We start from the raw sequence: 20,761 nt of genomic DNA on the forward strand, positions 1-20,761 counted from the left end.
TGATTGTTAAATCCCCATTGTCAGTTCACAATCCTTTCATCTTCATATTTTTTTATGAAATCTTCCTGTTGAAGAGTTACTGATATTTCGTCCCATCCGTTAAGAAGCATCTTTTTCCAGTACGGATCAAATTCAAAATGAAATACCTCTCCCTTTTCGTTTTCTACCTGTTGTTGCTTAAGGTCAACTCTCAACGTTCGTATGAGGTTTCCAGACTTCTCTTTTTGTAGGTTTTTAATCTCATCCTTCGAGAGACGGATCGGTAAGATGCCATTTTTTACACAATTGTTAAAGAAGATATCCGCAAAGCTTTCAGCGATGATCACTTGAAACCCGTAATCTTTTAAGGCCCAAGGCGCATGCTCTCTTGAGGATCCACAACCAAAATTATTCCCTGTAACTAATATTGAAGCTTCTTTTGTTTCTGGCGAATTAAGTTCAAAATTTTCGTTTTCCTCTCCATTAGAATGATATCTCCAATCAAAGAACAAAAACTCACCGTAACCTGCTTTATCAATCTTTTTCAGAAATTGCTTTGGAATGATCTGATCTGTATCTACATGGTCTCTGTCTAAGACTGCAGCACTGCCTGAATGTGTTTTAAACCCCGGCATAATGATCTACCTCCTGTTCTTTTTTAGGAAGTAAGGAACGAACATCAGTGAATTTACCCTCTAAAGCTGCAGCTGCAGCCATGATCGGACTAACTAGGTGTGTCCTCGCACCTTTCCCTTGCCTGCCAGCAAAATTACGGTTTGAGGTAGATGCACATCTTTCGCCTTCTGGAACAATGTCATCATTCATCCCTAAACACATCGAACATCCCGACTCACGCCACTCGAATCCAGCATCTATAAACATCTGATGCAACCCTAGGTTCTCAGCTTCTTTTTTTACAGCTTGTGATCCTGGAACTACGATCGCCCGGACATTCGGATGTACCTTTTTGCCTTCAACAACTTTAGAAGCTTGGAGTAGGTCACTTAGTCTTGAATTTGTGCAAGATCCAATAAACACGTGCTGAACAGGGATATCTTCTATTTTCTCATTTCCATGAAAACCCATGTATTGAAGTGCATTTTTTAACGATTGCTTCTCTTCGAAAGAGGGAGAACTTTCCTCTGCAGGAATCACTCCACTGATCGGCAAACACATGGATGGGGTCGTTCCCCACGTGACCATCGGTTCGATTTCGGAAGCATCAATCTCGATCGTTTGATCAAATGTAGCATTCTCATCACTAGCAAGCTCTCTCCATCTCTTACAACTTTCCAGAAATTCATGATTCTTTGGAGCATAGCGCTTACCTGATATATAGGAAAAGGTAACATCATCAGGAGAAACGACCGATGCTTTTGCTCCAGCCTCTATAGACATGTTACAAAGCGTCATTCGTTCTTCCATCGAAAATCTTCTAACCGTGCTACCAGAAAATTCAATAATATGACCTGTACCGACATTCGTTCCATATTTTGCGATAAACCATAAGATGACGTCTTTTGCTGTAACACCAAAACCTAACTCTCCTTCAATCTTAACGTTCATCTGTTTTGGTTTGTTCTGCCACAGCGTTTGTGTAGCAAGAACATGTTCAACTTCGCTCGTACCGATTCCAAAAGAGAGAGCCCCGAAAGCACCGTGTGTGGAGGTGTGACTATCTCCACATACAATCGTTTTCCCCGGCAGCGTCAAACCCAGCTCAGGTCCTATAACGTGAACGATTCCTTGTTGTTCAGAGTTCAACCCCTCGAGTTGAATACCAAATTCCGCGCAGTTTTTTTCAAGAGTTTGCACTTGTAAACGTGATGTTTCGTCTTTTATATTGAATCGATCGACCGTCGGAATATTATGATCCATCGTGGCAAAACAAAGATCCGGCCTTCTGACGGTTCTACTTTTTTCTCTTAAACCGGCAAACGCTTGAGGCGATGTCACTTCATGAATGAGGTGCAGATCAATGTAGAGCAGGTCTGGTTTGTTCTCCTCTTTTACGACAATATGACTATCCCAAAGTTTATCTATTATTGTTTTACTCACAGAAATCTACCTCCCTACACATAAACCTCTAGAAGAGTTGCACTTGTTGAATCTTCCAACATTCTAAAATGTATTTGATTGACCATTTCTTTTGTAGTTACTAGCGTTCCGCTTTCTCCAAAGATATCTTGCGTTCGATAACCTGCCTGCAACGTTTCGAAAACGGCAAGTTCAACGGCCTCGGCTTCTTTTTCAAGTTTGAAGGAATGACGAAGCATCATCGCGACACTGAGGATCATCCCGATCGGATTCGCTTTACCACTTCCAGCAATATCAGGAGCTGATCCATGTATAGGCTCATATAGACCAGGACCGTTTTCACTAAGTGAAGCAGAAGGCATCATCCCTAACGAACCCGTAAGAACAGAAGCTTCATCAGATAGAATATCTCCAAACATATTTTCAGTAACGACCACATCAAAACTCGTAGGGTTACTGATCGTTCTCATGGCAGCATAATCTACTAGCAAGTGCTCTGTTTCAACGTTTGGATATTTTTTAGCTACATCCTCTACGACTTCTCTCCACAATTTGCTCGTTTCAAGAACGTTTGCCTTATCAACAGAAGTTACTTTTCTTCTTCGAGAAGAAGCTAAATCATACGCCTTTTCAACGATTCTTGTTATCTCTTCTCTTGTATATGACAACGTATCAACCGCGCGTTTTTCATTCCGTTCTTTCGGCTCTGAAAAATAAATCCCACCGGTCAGTTCGCGAACAAATACAAAGTCAGCACCTTTTACCTTGTTCGATTTAAGAGGTGATAGATGTTCAAGACCAGGATAAACGTGAACAGGCCTTACGTTTGCATACACATTCATCGCTTTTCTCAAAGCTAGTAATCCTTGTTCAGGCCGAACATCTCCTTTATCCCATTTTGGTCCACCAACCGCTCCGAGCAGAACAGCATCGCTGTCATTGCAAGTTTTTAGCGTGGCCTCTGGGATAGGAGTACCTTCCTGGTCAATAGCAGCACCTCCAAATACTTGTTCAATCGTCTCAAATTCATGACCAAACCGCGTTGCTACACCGTCTAACACTTGCAAAGCTCCCTTGATCACTTCCGGACCGATCCCATCTCCTGGCAAAACTGCTATTCTCTTTTTCATCTAACATCCCTCCTAAATTTAGATACTCATTGCTTTATAACTTTTCTTTTCATCATGTAGCTGAAGCTTATTAAAGGCGTGAACATAAGCTTTAGCTGACGCTTCCAAAACATCTTGCGCTGTTCCGCTTCCGTTAATTTCTTGCCCATCACTAACGATCTGAACAAACACTTGAGCAAGAGCATCACGCCCTGCTCCAACTGATTGAATTCTATAATCATTCAGTTTAATTGAAGAAGGAAGCATCTTTCCAAGCGTATTGTAGATCGCTTCGACACTACCCGAACCAGTCGCAGCATCTTGAATCAGTTTCCCATCTGGAGTCAACAGTCTTAACGTTGCAGTAGGAATCTGATTCGTACCATAGTTCACTTGAATATCTTTCAATTGATATAACGGCACTTCTGGTTGTATTTTATGATCGATGAGTAAAGCGAAGATATCTTCTTCTGTCATCTCTTTTTTCTTATCAGCTAGTTGTTTAAAATCTTCAAAAAGAACCTTAACCTTGTTCTCATCTGGATGAAAACCTAACTTATGCAAATAGTCTTTAAATGCGTGACGCCCAGAATGTTTTCCGAGCACGAGCTGATTAGAAGGAACTCCAACAAGCTCAGGTGTGATGATCTCATATGTGGATTTTTCTTTTAACACACCATCTTGATGTATACCTGACTCATGAGCAAAAGCATTTTTTCCGACAACTGCCTTATTCGGCGGGACAGCAATTCCTGTTAACCTGCTAACAAGCTGACTCGTACGGCTGATCTCATTTAGCTTTAAACTAGTTTTTGCTTGATAAAAATCTTCACGGATTGCTAAAGCTACCGCTATCTCTTCTAACGAAGCATTTCCTGCTCTCTCACCGATCCCATTGATCGTACACTCCACCTGATTCGCACCGTACTCGATCGCCGATAAAGAATTGGCAACCGCCATCCCTAAATCATCGTGGCAGTGAGCGGATAAAATAGCTTTCTCTATGTTAGGTACATTGTTTAATAGATAACGAAAGATCTTTCCGTATTCCTCGGGATTCGTAAAACCAACTGTATCTGGTATGTTAATGACCGTTGCACCAGCATCGATTACCTTCTCAACAATGCGTGATAAAAATACAAGATCTGACCGACATGCGTCTTCTGCAGACCATTGCACGACAGGGAACTTTTGTCGTGCATATTTGACTGCACCAACCGCCGTCTCAACGACTTGGTCAGGTGTTTTCTTTAACTTGTATGTCATATGAATGGGCGATGTTGCCAGAAAGACGTGCAACCGTGGTTCAGCTGAATCTTTCAGAGCTTCCCATGCATAATCGATATCTGAAGTGTTCGATCTTGCCAAGGCTGTAACCGTTGAATTCTTTACGATAGAAGCTACTTTTTTTACAGCCTCGAGATCACCCTTGGATGCAGCGGGAAAGCCTGCTTCCATGACATCCACACCTAGCAATTCTAGTCTTTTGGCGATCTCCATTTTTTCAGCGGTGTTTAGATTGACCCCTGCTGTTTGTTCTCCATCACGCAAAGTGGTGTCAAAGATCTCAATTTTTCGCACTAGCAACGGCCTCCTTTTTTTGTTTTGATTTTACGAATGGCATCATTGCTCGAAGTTCCCTCCCTACTTTTTCAATAGGATGGTTCTTCTCTTGATTATTCACCACATGGAAAACAGGTCGATTTGCTTGATTCTCTAAGATCCAACCTTTAGCAAACTCTCCGGATTGAACATCTTTCAGAACTGATTTCATTGATTCTTTCACTCTTTCATCAATTACACGTGGCCCTGATTGAAAATCTCCCCACTGAGCAGTATCTGAGATTGAATACCGCATTCCCTCTAGACCACCTTCGTACATGAGGTCAACGATTAACTTTAATTCGTGTAAACATTCAAAATAGGCAACTTCTGGCTGATAGCCAGCTTCTGTTAGCGTTTCAAATCCAGCTTTCACAAGTGAAGATAAGCCTCCACACAACACGGCCTGTTCACCAAAAAGGTCTGTTTCCGTTTCTTCTTGGAAGGTCGTTTCAAGCACTCCAGCTCTAGCAGAACCAATTCCTTTAGCATAGCTAAGTGCAGTTTCTCTGGCAGTGCCTGAAGCATCTTGGTATACCGCAAAAAGTGCTGGTACTCCTTCACCTGATTCAAATGTGCGACGAACAAGATGACCAGGACCTTTAGGAGCAACTAAGAACACATCCACATCTTGAGGTGGTACCACTTGGTGATAGTGAACGTTGAACCCGTGAGCGAAAACGAGTGCATTGCCCGGAGAGAGTTCAGGTAAAATTTCATTTCTGTAAACTTCAGGTTGCCTTTCATCTGGTAATAGAACCATTACGACCTCCGCAAGCCTAGCCGCTTCCCGAACAGGATATACCTCAAATCCATCTTTAACTGCTTCGTCAAAAGAACGACCCTCACGAACACCAACTACAACATCATAGCCGCTATCCTTTAGATTCAATGCATGAGCATGCCCTTGAGAACCATAACCTACTACCGCTACCTTCTTATTCTTTAATACATCGTTAGAAAGATCGTTTTCGTAATATACTTTTGCCATTATCATCATTCTCCTTTACATAATAGAATAGGGGTGAAGCTCAAGTACTTTCTTTTGTGTTCCACGAGGTATAGCTGTAACACCGGTCCTTGAAATCTCTTTGATTCCATATGGACGTAGCAGTTCGATCAACGCATCTATCTTTTCTCCATCTCCCGTAACTTCAAGCGTTACGTTTTCGAGTGATACGTCTAGAACGGTTGCTCGAAACGGCTCGATCAGCATTTTGATCTCACTTCGCGTATCAGGTGTTGTTAGAACTTTGATCAGCGCAAGTTCTCTTGAAACAAGGGCCATGTTTGTCAGATCGCGAACTTTTAGAATATTAATCTGCTTATGAAGCTGTTTAACAAGTTGTTCAGCCTTACGATCATCTTCTACCCAAACCGTTAAAGTTACTTTTGAAACGGCTGGATCTTCTGTATGTCCAACCGTAATGTTCTCTATGTTGAACTGCCGTTTTGTCAGCAATCCGGTCAAACGATTCAATACGCCACTTTCGTTTAAAACCGTTGCTGAAATGATACGTCTCATCCTCTCACTCCAATCATTTCATGTAGTCCTTTTCCTGGAGCAATCATCGGATAGACATTCTCATCTGCAGTAACAACACAATCGAGGACAAATGGTTTTTTCGACGCAAGAGCTAGTGTCAGAGCTTCTCTTACATCACTTTCTGTTTCAGCACGTTTGCCATCAATTCCGTAAGCAGATGCTAGCTTGATAAAGTCAGGTTGAATATCAAGCAAAGAGTGAGAGAATCGTTTTTCATAAAAAATCTCTTGCCACTGTCTTACCATCCCGAGAGATTTATTGTTCACAATGACTACGATGACAGGAAGCTCCCAATCTTGGAGAACTCCGAGTTCTTGAAGCGTCATCTGAAAACCACCATCTCCTACAACTGCTATTACCGGGAGCTCCGGCTTTCCAACTTTCGCTCCGATCGCTGCAGGAAATCCGAATCCCATCGTTCCAAGTCCTCCAGACGTTATCCATCTGTTCGATTCTAAAAACGTATAATATTGAGCTGCCCACATTTGATGCTGTCCCACATCAGTTGCAACGATTGCTTCTCCTTTCGTAACATCATGTAGAATCTGCATTAATTTTTGAGGTTTCAATTCTGATTCATCTGTCTTATACACAAGTGGAAACTCACTCTTAAACTGTGTCAGTTGAATGACCCAATCACTATAGTCCCCTTTATCACCTCTTAACTGATTAAGTGCTGAAAGGGTTTCTTTTGCACATCCCACAATGGGAATCTCAGTTGAAACATTTTTCCCAATTTCAGCCGGATCAATATCAATATGTGCAACCACTGCTTTCTTAGCAAAGTGATCGAGATTACCTGTTAACCTGTCATCAAACCTAGCTCCAACGCCTATCAAAAGATCACAGTCATAAAGAGCCATGTTGCTTGCGTATGTTCCATGCATTCCTGCCATCCCCAAACAAAGCGGGTGTTCAGCCGGAAATCCCCCTAGACCTAATAGAGTTTGAGCAACAGGTATCTCGTGATACTCTGCGAATGCGACTAACTCTTTTTCAGCACTTGCAGCTAGAACACCCGCCCCTGTTAAGAGGACAGGTCTTTTCGCTTGCAACAAAGCTTCGTTCAATCTTTTCACTTGAAGAATATTGGGTTTTAATGTTGGTTGGTAACCGGGAAGATGAATATCCTTAACCTCTTTAACTTCAGCTGTTTTAACGGCAACATCTTTCGGTATATCGATTAAAACCGGGCCCTTTCTTCCGGTATTCGCTATATGGAAAGCTTCCTTCATAATTCTCGGCAGGTCTTCCGCCCGCTGGACTTGATAGTTATGTTTCGTGATAGGCATTGTGATCCCAACGATGTCCGCTTCTTGAAAAGCATCCGTTCCGATCACTGTCGTCGCTACCTGACCCGTGAAGATAACAAGAGGAATGGAATCGATCATTGCATCTGCGATACCTGTAACAAGGTTAGTAGCACCTGGGCCTGATGTTGCTAACACAACGCCTGGTTTCCCTGTTACTCTTGCATAACCTTGTGCGGCATGAATGGCTCCTTGTTCATGCCTTGTTAGAACATGTTTCATCTCTGATTTGTAGAGGGCATCATAGATTGGAAGTACAGCACCTCCTGGATAACCAAACAGAACTTCTACTTTCTCATCCTGCAATCCTTGAATAAATAGTTCAGCACCAGAGACTAATGAAGTTTCGACTGATTTTTCCTCAGTCACCCAACTGGCCTTCATTTTCATTCCTCCTTTAACTTCGAACCTTTATTTGTAACAACGTCTAAAAAAAACAATAAAAAAACTTCTCCACCCAAATGGACAGGTTAATCCTATCCAAAGGGGTGAAAAAGTTCATTTTTTCCACGGTACCACCCTTATTCACAGTTCTTGCTCATTTACACAAGATCTGCCTCAAGACGAAATAATCGTCATTTGATAACAAGCGATAAATAATGGTCTTATCGCTTGGCCCTTCCTACTGAAAAACTTTCAAAAGGACACTCAGGAGGGATGTCCTGGTATTAGGAATAACCGGTTCACAGCAACCACCGGCTCTCTGTGTATCCCACATCTACCATTGTTCTCCGTCATCGTTTTATATTTTTAAATTTTCAATATTCCTCCAGTATTCGCTGATGTTACAAGCGCCGCATAGCGTGCGAGGTAGCCTTTTTTGATCTTCGGCTCTGGTTTCACCCAACCTTCTTTTCGTTCTTTTAAGTCTTCTTCAGTTAATAGAACGTGAATCGTTCTATTTACTAGATCAATTAAGATTGGATCACCATTATTCACGAACGCGATAGGTCCGCCTTGTGCCGCTTCTGGCGAGATATGACCGATTGAGATCCCTCGAGAGGCCCCGGAAAATCTGCCATCCGTGATTAGGGCTACTTTCGTACTCAATCCTCTTCCAGCAATAGCTGAAGTGGGAGAGAGCATCTCCGGCATTCCTGGTCCACCCTTCGGACCTTCATATCGAATGACAACAACATGCCCTTCTCTTACTTCACCATTATTGATACCTTCAATCGCTTCTTCTTGGGACTCATAGACGATCGCCTCACCTTGAAATGTTTTTATTGAAGGATCAACAGCTCCCACTTTAATAACACAGCCATCTGGTGCAATGTTTCCATAGAGAATAGATAAACCACCTACTGGTGAGTAAGCATTATCTTTCCTACGAATAACATCATCATCTAAAATTTCCGCATGCCGGACACGGTGCTCTAACGTCTCTCCACTTATCGTTAACCGATCATTATGGATGGCCCCCTCCATTCTACAGAGTTCATTGATAATCGCGCTGACACCGCCTGCTCTGTGAACATCTTGCATAGAATAATCTGATGCCGGACTGATCTTTGATAGATATGGAATACGCTCTGCGATCTCGTTGATTGATGATAAATCATACTCAATCTCAGCTTCATTTGCGATAGCAAGCATATGAAGAACAGTATTGGTCGAGCCGCCCATCGCCATGTCTAATGCAAAAGCGTCATCAATCGCTTCTTTCGTAATAATATCTCTAGGTTTTATATTGTTTTTTACAAGATCCATAAGTGACGTCGCTGCCTCTTTGATCAGTTCTCTTCTTTCGTCTGAGGTAGCTACGATCGTACCGTTACCCGGCAGCGTAATTCCTAGCATCTCCATAATGGAATTCATGCTGTTGGCAGTAAACATACCTGAGCATGATCCACAAGTCGGGCAAGCACTCGTTTCAAGTTCTAATAGTTCTTCTCTCGTCATCTTTCCGGCTAAGTGAGAACCTACCCCTTCAAATACCGAGGCAAGGGATAGGGATTTTCCTGCCATAGACTTTCCGGCTTCCATTGGACCACCTGAAACAAATACTGCAGGAACATTCGTCCTTACAGCTGCCATTAACATACCAGGCGTGATCTTATCACAGTTAGGTATGTAGAACACACCGTCGAACCAATGGGCGTTGATAACCGTTTCTGCCGCGTCTGCGATGACCTCTCGACTCGGAAGCGAATACCTCATACCAATATGGCCCATCGCAATTCCATCGTCTACGCCGATCGTATTAAACTCAAACGGAATTCCACCAGCTTCTCTAATGGCTTCTTTTACCCATTCACCTACTTTGTTTAGATGCATATGCCCCGGAATAATATCAACATAGGAATTACAAACACCAATAAATGGTTTATCCATATCCTCTGGTGCAACTCCCGCTGCATGGAGAAGACTTCTGTGCGGGGCTCTATCGATTCCTTGCTTGATCATATTACTGCGCATATCTGTAACACTCCTATACTTCTTTTATCCAGCTTGAACGGCTTGGTTCTGATACACTTTAACTCCTTCTTCAACTACTTTTTCTCTGAAGGATTTCAAAAGTTTGTTCGTATGTTCACCTGGTGCTCCGTTTCCGATTACTCTTCCATCAACTTTTACTACAGCAATAACTTCAGCTGCAGTTCCAGTTAGGAATACTTCATCTGCCACATAAACATCATGTCTTGTGAATGGTTCTTCAACCATGTTGTATCCTTGTTCTCGTGCGATCTCAACAATCGCGTTTCGAGTAATACCTTCTAAAGCTCCTAAGTACCCTGGCGGCGTTTTGATCGTATTCCCTTTGATAATGAACACATTATCAGCAGAACCTTCCGCTACGTACCCTTGATCGTTCAGCATCAATGCTTCACTTACTCCAGCAAGGCTAGCCTCAATCTTAACTAAAATATTGTTCAAATAGTTTAGAGATTTAACTTTCGGACTTAACACATCCGGACGGTTTCTTCTGCTTGCCACCGTTATGATTTCTAAACCTGTTTCATATAGTTTTTTAGGAAATAGTGCAAGCTGTTCTGCAATGACAATGACTCCTGGTTGGCCACATGTAAAAGGGTCCAATCCTAAATTTCCTTTTCCTCGTGAAATAACTAATCGAATATAAGCATCACGATATTTGTTTTTCTGGAGCGTTTGAACGATGATGTCCGTTAGTTCTTCTTTAGTGTGTGGAATTGTCAGCATAATGGATTGAGCTGATTCGTATAAACGCTGAAGATGTTCGTCTAAACGGTAAACATTTCCGTTGTAGACGCGAATACCTTCAAACACCCCATCTCCATATAAAAATCCATGATCGTAAACCGAGACTTTGGCGTCTTCCTTTAATACGTGCTCACCATTAACATAAACCCATTGCTCCTGCATCGTGATCCTCCTTTGCGTGTCAATTTGAATTATTTGAATTTTTTAAAAATAATTTAATAATTGTTGACAATATTACGCCCATCTTATTAAAGAATCAACCACGAATTTTGGATTTTTTACTGAATTCTGACTTTTCAGTTATTTTGTACACGCTTTCATTCCCATGCTCATAAGGTTTTGAAGCTTTAACGCATTACATTGTAAACATTTTTAAAGCGCTTACACAATAAAATAAAAAAACACGCTTGATATCCTTTAATGGAGGACATCAAGCGTGTCGAAAAGTTTTTATATGTAAGTATTATGGCGTCCCAGGAGAGATTCGAACTCCCGACCGTACGCTTAGAAGGCGTATGCTCTATCCGGCTGAGCTACTGGGACATATGTATTGGAGCCCCTTTCGCATAGCAATGGCGCTTTCCGCAATTACCATGCGCTGCGGGCACACAGTGATTTGTTCCACCCGTCGACTGTGGATACAAATATATTTTTTATCATGCATTTTAATTGTAAGATCTGTTAACTTCAGATGTAACTTTTCATGGACCATTTGAACGTGAGAAAAACAAATGGAGCGGGTGATGAGAATCGAACTCACGACCAGAGCTTGGAAGGCTCTTGTTTTACCACTAAACTACACCCGCAGACAATTTAGACCTTGTCGCGACGACATAACTAAATATACATGATATCTAAATTATAGTCAACCCATTTTCTCAACTTTTTTATTTTCTAACCGTTTTTTTTTCAAACGTTCTACTTAACTGATCGATTCGTATACCATCGAGTGAATAAAAACTTACTGAAATACTATGATCTTCAATTTCTAATAACGCATACGACTTTTCAAACGAACCTCTAGGCAGCCTGATACTACCTGGATTGATAAAGATCATTCCCTCACGCTCAAAGGCCTCAGCTATGTGGGAATGCCCAAAACAAGCAACTGATGCACCTGTTTCCTCTGCCCTGTATGCTAGAGAAAGATAAGACATTTTTACATCGTATAAATGGCCATGTGTTATATATATACATGTATCTCCCAACAGCTCAATAGCTTCATTAGGAAAATCATCGCCTAAATAATCCATATTTCCTTTAACCGTTACAAATCCAGACATTTCTTTAGATGATGTCGAAAGCTCTGAATCACCGCAATGAATCATAAGATCTACATCGTCTTGATAGCGTCGCTTCAATATTTCTAGCTCATCTGTTAAACCATGACTATCGCTAACAATTAAGGCTTTTCCCATAAGAGATCCTCCTCATTGATCAGTTTTTTAAGTTTTTCTAAAGCTACAGCTCTATGACTAATTTTATTTTTTTCTTCTTTCGCTAACTCTGCCATCGAACGATTTAAGTGAGGAAGAAAGAAAATCGGATCATACCCAAAACCTTCAGATCCCCGCTTTTCTCTTAAAATTTGACCTTTACATTCTCCCTTTACAACCAGCGTTTCTTTTTGAGGTCTGGCAAAAGCCAAAGCACATACAAACTGAGCATTTCTATTACTATCTTCAACATCCTGAAGTTCTTCTAAGACTTTGTTCATGTTCTCTTCGTCACTTTTATGTATTCCTGCATATCTAGCTGAATAAACGCCAGGTCTTCCTTCTAAGGCATGGATTTCTAATCCAGAGTCATCGGCAATGACAGGAATGTTCATCTGTTTAGAGATGGTTTCAGCCTTTAATATAGCGTTCTCTTCAAAAGTGACTCCTGTTTCTTCAACGTCAGGACTTCCTTCAATGTCGTTTAAAGAGAGGATCTCAACTCCAAGGCTTTCAAACATCGATTGGAACTCTTTTGCCTTACCTTTATTTTTTGTTGCGACTAAAATTTTCATTTGGTTTATTCCTCCGTTTAAAGAATCTTAACGTTGTAACTCAATATATAGTGAAATTTATTTTATAACAAAGTAAAAAGAGACGAATATCTCGCCTCTTTACTGTATCACAACCTATTTGATTTTAAAATTCACCTGTATTTACTTCTTTAGGTCTTGAAACTGGAGCTGTGAGTTCCTTCCCTTTTTCATTAAATATTTTAGACTTTCCATCCACTTTAATCGCTACTTTTTTCACTTCAGAAAGCTCTGTAAGGGAAAGGACAATTGAGTTTAACACTTCATCTGCAATCATGCTCTCTTCTTTGTTATCAAGCAATGCTCCATTAAAGTTAAGCGTAACTACACCATCTTTGACGACTGGCGTACTTAACAATTTTACATCTGTTCTAAAATCTGTTAGAAGGCTGCTCTCAGCAGATGGGCCATCAATTAGGTGTTCGATCGTTGCTGTTACTTTATCTGTCCCTTCTTTTGCAACTCTGCGTGTTACGGGTACATAATACGTTTGATCCTGTGTTTGTGCCAAGAAATAGAGCGTTACGAGTTCACTATTTGTGATATCTGCCACACTGCCATTTTCGAGATTTATCCCGTCAACGCGGCTCACACCGTCACCCACTGGTGTATTATTTACAGGCATTGAATTTTGGTTCTTTCCTGCGATTTGAATTTTAACTTTCTTTATGTTGTCAAACTGAGTAAGTGTAAATGTAATAGCTTGTAAGATCTTCATTTCATCCGCTGCGTTATACTCTGTAAATTCCTTTGAAAAATTTGCTGTAGCTGTTCCCTTTTTAATATTTACCGATAACACTTCTGTATCTGCTGGCAGAACAGCTTGAAAACCGTTAGGAAGCAGATTGCTCACAGGGCCATCTTTTACAAGATACTGAAGGACCTGTTTAGCAGTTTCATCGTTCTTTGGAAGAGCCAGTACCTGTGGGACAACCATCCCGTTGCTGTCGAATAAAAACAGTTGCCGCTTATTTGTTTGCTCTGCACTCGCTGCTTTATCCTTCTTATCGAGTGACTGACCTTCTTTCACGTAATTCACTTTAGGGGGATCAAGCTCATTTCCTGCTTTCTCTCCCCATAGTCCGCAACCTGATACCAGCAATGAAGCTGATAATATGATAAGCGGTGCACCTGACTTCATCATTTTGCGCATACTTTCCCTCCTCAAGTGGTTTGTACTATTATGTATACGAGCCATCCTCTCCCGTTAGACCACTTGTACAAAAAATAAAAAGAGCAGAATCCCAAAATGGGTTCTACTCTTTTCACTTCAATATTCTCATTATGAGGTTACCTTAATCTCTTGCTCTTTTAAAACTACAACTTAATACATTCTACTTTTTCAATCTTACGGTCTAACCAGTGGTTAGCAATCTGTAGAAAATGACCGCTCTCTGCTGTTGCTAAAAAACGATGCACCGGTTTAGCATCTGCTGTATTCAAGAGGCCGCTATGGTCGAGGATGACAGAAACTTCACGCGCAGTTTCTGCGCCAGAACAGATTAACGTGATGTGTTCACCCATCACTTGCTGAATAATCGGTCTCAACAGCGGGTAATGAGTGCATCCCAGGATTAACGTATCGATGGAAACATCCTTAAGCGGATATAATGTTTCTGATACCGCACTTAATGTCTCTTCACCTGTTAACTTTCCTTGTTCAACTAGGGGAACGAACAACGGGCACGCTAAACTTTCTACGATTACATCGTTACGAATCTGCGTTAGGGCCTGTTTATAAGCACCACTATTGATCGTCCCGACTGTCCCTATTACACCGACGTGATTATTTTTCGTAGCTTTTAAAGCGGAACGGGCACCAGGATGGATAACCCCTAAGACCGGAATGTCTAACTTTCTCTTCGCTTCTTCTAATACTGCTGCAGTAGCCGTATTACAGGCGATAACGAGCATCTTGATTTCCTGTTCTAAAAGAAAATCAATCATTTCCCACGTATAAGTCCTAACCTCTTCAAATGGTCTCGGACCGTACGGACACCTTTTCGTGTCTCCTAAGTAAATAATCTCTTCTTTCGGTAGCTGCTTCATGATCTCTCTTGCTACCGTTAAACCTCCCACTCCTGAATCGATGACTCCAATGGGTCTATTCAAAAAACATCGCCTCATCTCTATATACATACTGGCGTTAAATCACTGTTTTCTATTCTGCTAATATTTTTATGAAATTGCAATACTATTCGTTAATGTAGTGTTTTAAAGTTTGTGCGGTCTTCTGTAGCGACAGGAGGCTCACCGCACGCCCCATGGCAAAGCTAGCAACCTGGAGCGAAAATCAACCACTCTCGTGTTCAACCATATTAACTCAAACATCTATAGAAAAAGACTATGGAAATTCCCCATAGTCTTTTTTCTACTTTAGAAATTTTCTTCTGCAAACTTCACAACGTCTTCCATCGTTTCCATTTGTAAAATTTCATCCATGTGTGCACTAATCTTTTCTTTAGACAGACCTAGGATCTGACTACGAGCAGGAAGTACAGATGTAGCACTCATCGAGAATTCATCAAGGCCAAGGCCAAGAAGAATTGGAATTGCGATCGGATCCCCTGCCATCTCTCCACACATACCAGCCCACTTACCTTCTTTGTGAGCTGCATCAATAACCATTTTTACTAATCTTAAGATCGCTGGATTGTACGGCTGATACAAGTAAGAAACTTGTTCGTTCATACGATCAGCAGCCATCGTATATTGAATCAAATCGTTTGTACCGATGCTGAAGAAGTCAACTTCTTTAGCAAAAGTATCTGCCATTACGGCTGTTGATGGAATCTCTACCATGATACCTACTTCAATGGATTCAGAGACTTCAATTCCCTCAGCAACAAGCTTTTCTTTTTCCTCTAATAAGATCTCTTTAGCAGCACGGAATTCTCCAAGTGTTGCAATCATCGGGAACATGATCTTCAAGTTCCCATATTGGCTAGCACGAAGAAGTGCTCTAAGCTGTGTACGGAATATTTCCTGCTCTTCTAAACAAAGTCTTATCGCACGGAATCCTAAGAAAGGATTTAACTCTTTCGGAAGATTTAAATAAGGAAGCTCTTTATCTCCACCGATATCAAGTGTACGGATGACTACTGGTTTACCTTCCATCTTTTCGAGAACTTCACTATATGCCTTGAACTGCTCTTCTTCAGTAGGAAGTTGGTCACGGCCCATGTAAAGGAACTCTGTACGGTATAAACCAACGCCTTCTGCACCGTTTTCAAGAACACCTTTTACGTCAGCTGGTGTTCCAATATTAGCTGCAAGCTCAACTTGAACAGAATCGCTTGAGAATGTTTTTTCATTCACTAGCTTTGCCCATTCCGCTTTTTGCTTTTCATATTGTTTTTGTTTCTCTTCATATGTTGCGATTTCATCTTCAGTCGGATTCACGATTACGTGCCCATCCAGACCGTCGATGATCACCATTACGCCGTTCTCAACGTTTTCCGTAATTGTTTTCGTTCCTACTACTGCAGGAATTTCCATTGAACGAGACATGATTGCTGAGTGAGAAGTTCTCCCACCAATGTCAGTTGCAAATCCTTTAACATAATTACGGTTTAATTGAGCCGTGTCCGAAGGAGTTAAATCTTCTGCTAAGATGACAACTTCTTCTGTGATGCTTACAGGTGTTGTAAACGTCACATTTAACAAGTGTGCTAAAACTCGTTTTGAAACGTCGCGTATATCTGCAGCACGCTCTTTCATATATTCGTTATCCATGGATTCAAACATATTGATGAACATGGATGAAACATCGTCCATTGCTGCTTCGGCATTAACCTTCTCGTTTTCAATCTTTAGTTTTACAGCATCAACTAGTTCTGGATCGCTCAAAACAAGAAGATGGGCAGCAAAAATCGCTGCCTTATCTTCGCCTAACTCTTTGTTCGCTTTTTCTTTTATAACAGAAAGTTCTTCTTTAGAAACTTTAAGCGCTGCTTCAAAACGCTCGATCTCGCTTGCTGAATCTGAAATCGATTTTCTTTCGATTGTTAATTCAGGGTTTTGAAGAACAAACGCTTTTGCGATTGCGATGCCGGCTGATGCTGCAATACCTGAAATTTTTTCAGACATTACTCACCAAGCCCTTCCTTTTTCATTACATTTTCTAATGCAGCGATTGCTTCTTCTGCATCTGAACCTTCAGCTTTGATAACGATTGAAGATCCTTGTTGGATTCCAAGGCTCATTACGCCCATGATTGATTTTAAGTTAACGCTTTTTCCGTTGTAGTCAAGTGTAATATCTGAGCTGAACTGACCTGCTTGGTTAACTAAAGTTGTTGCTGGACGAGCGTGAATTCCTGATTCGCTAGTTACTTTGAATGTTTTTTCTGCCATGATAATTACCCCTTTATTTTTTGAATGTAATAATATTTTCTTCCTCTATAGCCACAGTTCCTGTTTTTTCGACTGAAACTGTTTCATCCGAAAGATTCGTGAAAACAATCGGTGTGATTACGGATGGTGCATTTTCTTTAACAAAGTTCAGGTCAACCTTTAAAATCTTTTGGCCGATTTTTACTCTGTCGCCTTCAGAAACAAAGCTCTCAAAACCTTCACCTTTAAGTTTCACTGTATCGATACCAAAGTGGATGAGAATTTCTTTGCCTGAATCTGACTCAATACCGATAGCATGTTTTGTCGGGAAGATATTCATTATCTTACCATTAACAGGTGAAACCACCAAGCCTTCTGCTGGTTCGATCGCAAATCCATCACCCATCATTTTTCCTGAGAAAACTTGGTCAGGAACTTCTGTGATCGGAAGTATTTTCCCTTTAATCGGAGAAACAAAACGATCATCATCTGTAGAAATCGATGAAGTTGGTGTAGCACTTTCATTGTTTGTTTCTACAACTTTTCCTTGTTCAGGAGTTTTCTCAGCGTTCTTTGGTTTTGCTACAGTCTTACCATTGATAATATCTTGAATTTCACTCTTGATCGTATCTGATCGAGTTCCAAAGATCGCTTGAATGTTATTACCCATCTCAAGAACTCCGGAAGCTCCGAGTTTTTTCAATCGATCCTTGTCTACTTCCTTTGGATCATTTACAGAAACTCTTAGTCGAGTGATACAAGCGTCAAGGTTAGAGATATTGGACTCTCCGCCTAATCCCTCTAAAATATTCGCTGCTAATGAATCTTTATTGGACGGTCCAACATTCGTTTCAACTTCATCATCCACGATTTCTCGTCCTGGTGTCTTAAGGTTCCATTTACGAATCGCAAAACGGAAACCAAAGTAATAAATTACTGCAAAGGCAAGACCTACAGGAATAACCAGCCACCAATCCGTACGGTTAGGAAGTACTCCGAACAATAAGTAGTCAATTACACCACCAGAGAAAGTCATACCTATTTTAACATTTAACAAGTGCATAACCATAAAAGAAAGACCTGCGAAAATCGCATGAATTCCAAATAATACTGGAGCAACAAATAAGAATGTGAACTCAAGTGGTTCTGTGATTCCTGTTAAGAAAGAAGTCAACGCAGCAGAACCCATGATACCCGCAACGATTTTCTTTTGTTCAGGTCGTGCCTCGTGATACATCGCCAATGCTGCAGCTGGAAGTCCGAACATCATGAACGGGAACTTACCAGTCATAAAAGTACCAGCTGTTAGTTCAACGTTATCTTTTAATTGTGCAAAGAAGATCGCTTGGTCACCACGAACAAGTCCTTCTGCTGCAGATTTATATGAGCCGAACTCAAACCAGAACGGTGAGTAGAAGATGTGATGAAGTCCAAAAGGAATCAATGAACGTTCGATCACTCCAAAGATAAACGCTGCAACCGTCAAGTTCGAATTAATCATGCTTTCAGAGAACGTATTTAGTCCATGCTGAACAGGTGGCCAGATGAACGTCATAACAATACCTAGTGCTAAAGCAGAAACTGCTGTTACGATTGGTACAAAGCGCTTACCAGCAAAGAATCCTAAGTATTGAGGTAGTTCAATGTTATAGAACCTCTTATATAGATAGGAGGCTAAGATACCGACGATGATACCTCCAAACACTCCCGTCTGAAGTGTTGGAATACCTAGTACGTTCGCAAAAGAAGGATCTTTTCCGATCATATCAGGTGTTACCCCTTCAATAACGCTCATGGTTACGTTCATAATCAAGTAACCGATAATAGCAGCTAATCCTGCTACACCTTCACCGCCTGCAAGACCTACGGCAACACCAACGGCAAACAGTAACGATAAATTGGCAAAAACAATATCTCCCGATTTCTCCATTACGTCTGCAACAAGCTGGAACCATGCTGCGTCTAGTGCAGGTATTCTTTCAATCAACGCTGGATTTTTAAACGCATTACCAAAGGCAAGCAAAAGACCTGCAGCCGGCAAAATAGCAACCGGAAGCATAAGTGCTTTACCTACGCGTTGAAGAACACCAAAAAGTTTTTTCCACATAGGAAGTCCTCCTTTTATTATGATAACCCTTCCATTTACTTTCGCATCAAACAAAAAAAGACATAAATAAGAAACATGAGTAAATCCCTAATCAGAATTAATATATCCTAATTAAGCATCTGCTACACTTTTGTTTCTTACTTATGCCTGATCGAATCAGTAACACGTAAAAACGAGTTGTTCTATATTCTTTTATCATTTGTCTTCGTTGTCATAACGCGAAAGCCTTTGCAAATGCATTGTTAAGTATACTGCTTCTGCATGCGGCACGGGTTTTTGTAAGGTTTTTTGCATAACCTTAATCAACTTCCACGCCAAATTGTAGCATAAAGGATATTCTTCTTTCAACACTTTTGCTAACTTTTCTTGTTCTTCCATGATATCACCCATAGAGACCCGTTCTATCGCATGCCTCAAATGACGGACAAGACGCAAATAATTGATGCTTTTCGTATCGATTTTAAGGTCTAGTGAATGTTGGATCATCTGCATTAAAGTGTTAATGAGCTCTGAGTGCTTTTTTATATCTGTTACACTTTTATTCGTAATAGCGCTGTGAATATGTAGTGCAACAAAACCGATTTCCCCTTCAGGAAGATGAATACCTAACGATTTATTGATTATTTCAATGGCCTCTTCAGCCACCGTGTATTCTTTAGGGTATAGTGTTTGTGTTTCTGTTAAAAAGGGATTTTTAATATCCATACTCTGTTCTAATCGCTTGATCGCAAATGTAATATGATCGGTTAACGCCACATGAATATGTTCGTTTAGCTCATACTCAAATCGAGTTCGTATGTGAACAATCACATCATTGATCACTTCTACAATCTCTTCATCTATAGAGTTTAATAACGTTTTGTATTGTTCTTGTTCGTTTTCATCTCTCAACACAAATAACTTGTCTACTTGCTTAGGAAGAATCTCTTCACCTTGTTTCTTGCCAAAGCCGATTCCTTTCCCTATAACAATTCTTTCCTCACCAGAAGAATTAATCGCAATAACTACATTATTATTCAAAACTTTTTTTACTTGCAGGCTTTTATTCATGAATTTTTCACCTTTTTCATTTAGGGCCATAAACCACTAACATCATAGCTTTCATCATAGCGGAAAACAGTTAGAAAAATCAATTACACTTTTTGCCTGCTACATATCCAAACTGAAAACGGCTTTCACAATGAAAGCCGCTTTCCGACTAAATCTCGAGTTCTCCAAGCCTCAATAACTCTACAACGGCTTGAGAGCGTCCTTTAACCCCAAGCTTTTGCATGGTATTTGAAATATGGTTACGAACTGTTTTCTCACTAATGAATAATTGTTCCGCAATTTCTTTTGTGGTCTTATCTTGAACTAGTAGTTCGAAAACTTCTCTCTCTCTTTTTGTAAGTAGAGGCTTCGGTCGGTAGTGTTTATCTTTCAATGAATTCACCCCTCCTTGCTAGGGTTTAGGAACCGCCAACGAATATTGGAAGTATTTAGTCAACATATAGTATGTAAAGAGTCAGATGGGAGTGACTTGGTT

The 20,761-nt window shown here is 40.8% G+C and carries 18 protein-coding genes, 2 tRNA genes and 1 other annotated feature; all 20 genes read right to left on the reverse strand.

Going from position 1 to position 20,761, the window contains the following annotated elements; translation table 11 throughout:
- Positions 1–20 precede the first annotated feature (20 nt).
- Entirely contained in the window at positions 21–614 is a 594-nt protein-coding gene (gene leuD, locus I5J82_RS11365; protein ID WP_198767941.1) for a 3-isopropylmalate dehydratase small subunit, read from the reverse strand.
- Positions 601–2,037 (reverse strand): 3-isopropylmalate dehydratase large subunit, encoded by a 1,437-nt coding sequence (leuC, locus tag I5J82_RS11370; RefSeq protein WP_198767942.1) that lies wholly within the window; start codon positions 2,035–2,037, stop codon positions 601–603. Before leuC ends, leuD begins: the two co-directional genes overlap by 14 nt.
- 14 nt (positions 2,038–2,051) lie before the next feature.
- Positions 2,052–3,146, reverse strand: coding sequence for a 3-isopropylmalate dehydrogenase (leuB, locus tag I5J82_RS11375; protein WP_198767943.1), 1,095 nt, complete (start codon positions 3,144–3,146; stop codon positions 2,052–2,054).
- A gap of 18 nt (positions 3,147–3,164) precedes the next feature.
- Positions 3,165–4,706 carry a 2-isopropylmalate synthase gene (locus I5J82_RS11380; protein WP_198767944.1) on the reverse strand — a complete coding sequence of 514 codons (1,542 nt, stop codon included), beginning with the start codon at positions 4,704–4,706 and terminating at the stop codon, positions 3,165–3,167.
- Positions 4,693–5,718: a ketol-acid reductoisomerase gene (gene ilvC, locus I5J82_RS11385; RefSeq protein WP_198767945.1), complete on the reverse strand. Its 1,026-nt coding sequence runs from the start codon at positions 5,716–5,718 to the stop codon at positions 4,693–4,695. The genes I5J82_RS11380 and ilvC overlap by 14 nt, the downstream gene beginning before the upstream one ends.
- A 15-nt stretch (positions 5,719–5,733) precedes the next feature.
- On the reverse strand, positions 5,734–6,252 hold the full coding sequence (ilvN, locus tag I5J82_RS11390) for an acetolactate synthase small subunit (protein WP_066396617.1): 519 nt from the start codon (positions 6,250–6,252) through the stop codon (positions 5,734–5,736).
- Complete coding sequence (gene ilvB / locus I5J82_RS11395) at positions 6,249–7,967, reverse strand: acetolactate synthase large subunit (protein WP_198767946.1); 1,719 nt, start codon at positions 7,965–7,967, stop codon at positions 6,249–6,251. The genes ilvN and ilvB overlap by 4 nt, the downstream gene beginning before the upstream one ends.
- Positions 7,968–8,064: 97 nt before the next feature.
- Positions 8,065–8,330, reverse strand: a binding site (T-box leader).
- 3 nt (positions 8,331–8,333) lie between these two features.
- A complete protein-coding gene (ilvD, locus tag I5J82_RS11400; RefSeq protein ID WP_198767947.1) occupies positions 8,334–10,001 on the reverse strand; it encodes a dihydroxy-acid dehydratase in 1,668 nt (555 codons plus the stop codon).
- A 24-nt stretch (positions 10,002–10,025) separates the two neighbouring features.
- A complete protein-coding gene (gene ilvE / locus I5J82_RS11405; protein WP_198767948.1) occupies positions 10,026–10,928 on the reverse strand; it encodes a branched-chain-amino-acid transaminase in 903 nt (300 codons plus the stop codon).
- A 304-nt stretch (positions 10,929–11,232) separates the two neighbouring features.
- A tRNA-Arg gene (locus tag I5J82_RS11410) sits at positions 11,233–11,309 on the reverse strand.
- A gap of 189 nt (positions 11,310–11,498) precedes the next feature.
- Positions 11,499–11,572, reverse strand: a tRNA-Gly gene (locus I5J82_RS11415).
- Positions 11,573–11,653: 81 nt separating this feature from the next.
- On the reverse strand, positions 11,654–12,184 hold the full coding sequence (locus tag I5J82_RS11420; protein ID WP_198767949.1) for a metallophosphoesterase family protein: 531 nt from the start codon (positions 12,182–12,184) through the stop codon (positions 11,654–11,656).
- Positions 12,169–12,777: an XTP/dITP diphosphatase gene (locus I5J82_RS11425; protein ID WP_198767950.1), complete on the reverse strand. Its 609-nt coding sequence runs from the start codon at positions 12,775–12,777 to the stop codon at positions 12,169–12,171. Before I5J82_RS11425 ends, I5J82_RS11420 begins: the two co-directional genes overlap by 16 nt.
- Before the next feature lie 124 nt (positions 12,778–12,901).
- A complete protein-coding gene (locus I5J82_RS11430) occupies positions 12,902–13,939 on the reverse strand; it encodes a GerMN domain-containing protein (RefSeq protein WP_137790655.1) in 1,038 nt (345 codons plus the stop codon).
- Between the two features lie 173 nt (positions 13,940–14,112).
- A complete protein-coding gene (gene racE / locus I5J82_RS11435; RefSeq protein ID WP_269819571.1) occupies positions 14,113–14,907 on the reverse strand; it encodes a glutamate racemase in 795 nt (264 codons plus the stop codon).
- Between the two features lie 264 nt (positions 14,908–15,171).
- On the reverse strand, positions 15,172–16,884 hold the full coding sequence (ptsP, locus tag I5J82_RS11440) for a phosphoenolpyruvate--protein phosphotransferase (protein ID WP_198767952.1): 1,713 nt from the start codon (positions 16,882–16,884) through the stop codon (positions 15,172–15,174).
- Positions 16,884–17,150 carry a phosphocarrier protein HPr gene (locus tag I5J82_RS11445; protein WP_191751888.1) on the reverse strand — a complete coding sequence of 89 codons (267 nt, stop codon included), beginning with the start codon at positions 17,148–17,150 and terminating at the stop codon, positions 16,884–16,886. The genes ptsP and I5J82_RS11445 overlap by 1 nt, the downstream gene beginning before the upstream one ends.
- 13 nt (positions 17,151–17,163) lie before the next feature.
- Positions 17,164–19,236 carry a glucose-specific PTS transporter subunit IIBC gene (gene ptsG, locus I5J82_RS11450; protein WP_198767953.1) on the reverse strand — a complete coding sequence of 691 codons (2,073 nt, stop codon included), beginning with the start codon at positions 19,234–19,236 and terminating at the stop codon, positions 17,164–17,166.
- 195 nt (positions 19,237–19,431) lie between these two features.
- On the reverse strand, positions 19,432–20,286 hold the full coding sequence (gene glcT / locus I5J82_RS11455; RefSeq protein ID WP_198767954.1) for a glucose PTS transporter transcription antiterminator GlcT: 855 nt from the start codon (positions 20,284–20,286) through the stop codon (positions 19,432–19,434).
- Between the two features lie 148 nt (positions 20,287–20,434).
- Positions 20,435–20,659 carry a helix-turn-helix domain-containing protein gene (locus tag I5J82_RS11460; RefSeq protein WP_066243534.1) on the reverse strand — a complete coding sequence of 75 codons (225 nt, stop codon included), beginning with the start codon at positions 20,657–20,659 and terminating at the stop codon, positions 20,435–20,437.
- Positions 20,660–20,761: the final 102 nt, after the last annotated feature.

The sequence above is a fragment of the Fictibacillus halophilus genome (genome assembly GCF_016401385.1).
In the GTDB taxonomy this organism is placed as follows: Bacteria; Bacillota; Bacilli; order Bacillales; family Fictibacillaceae; genus Fictibacillus; species Fictibacillus halophilus.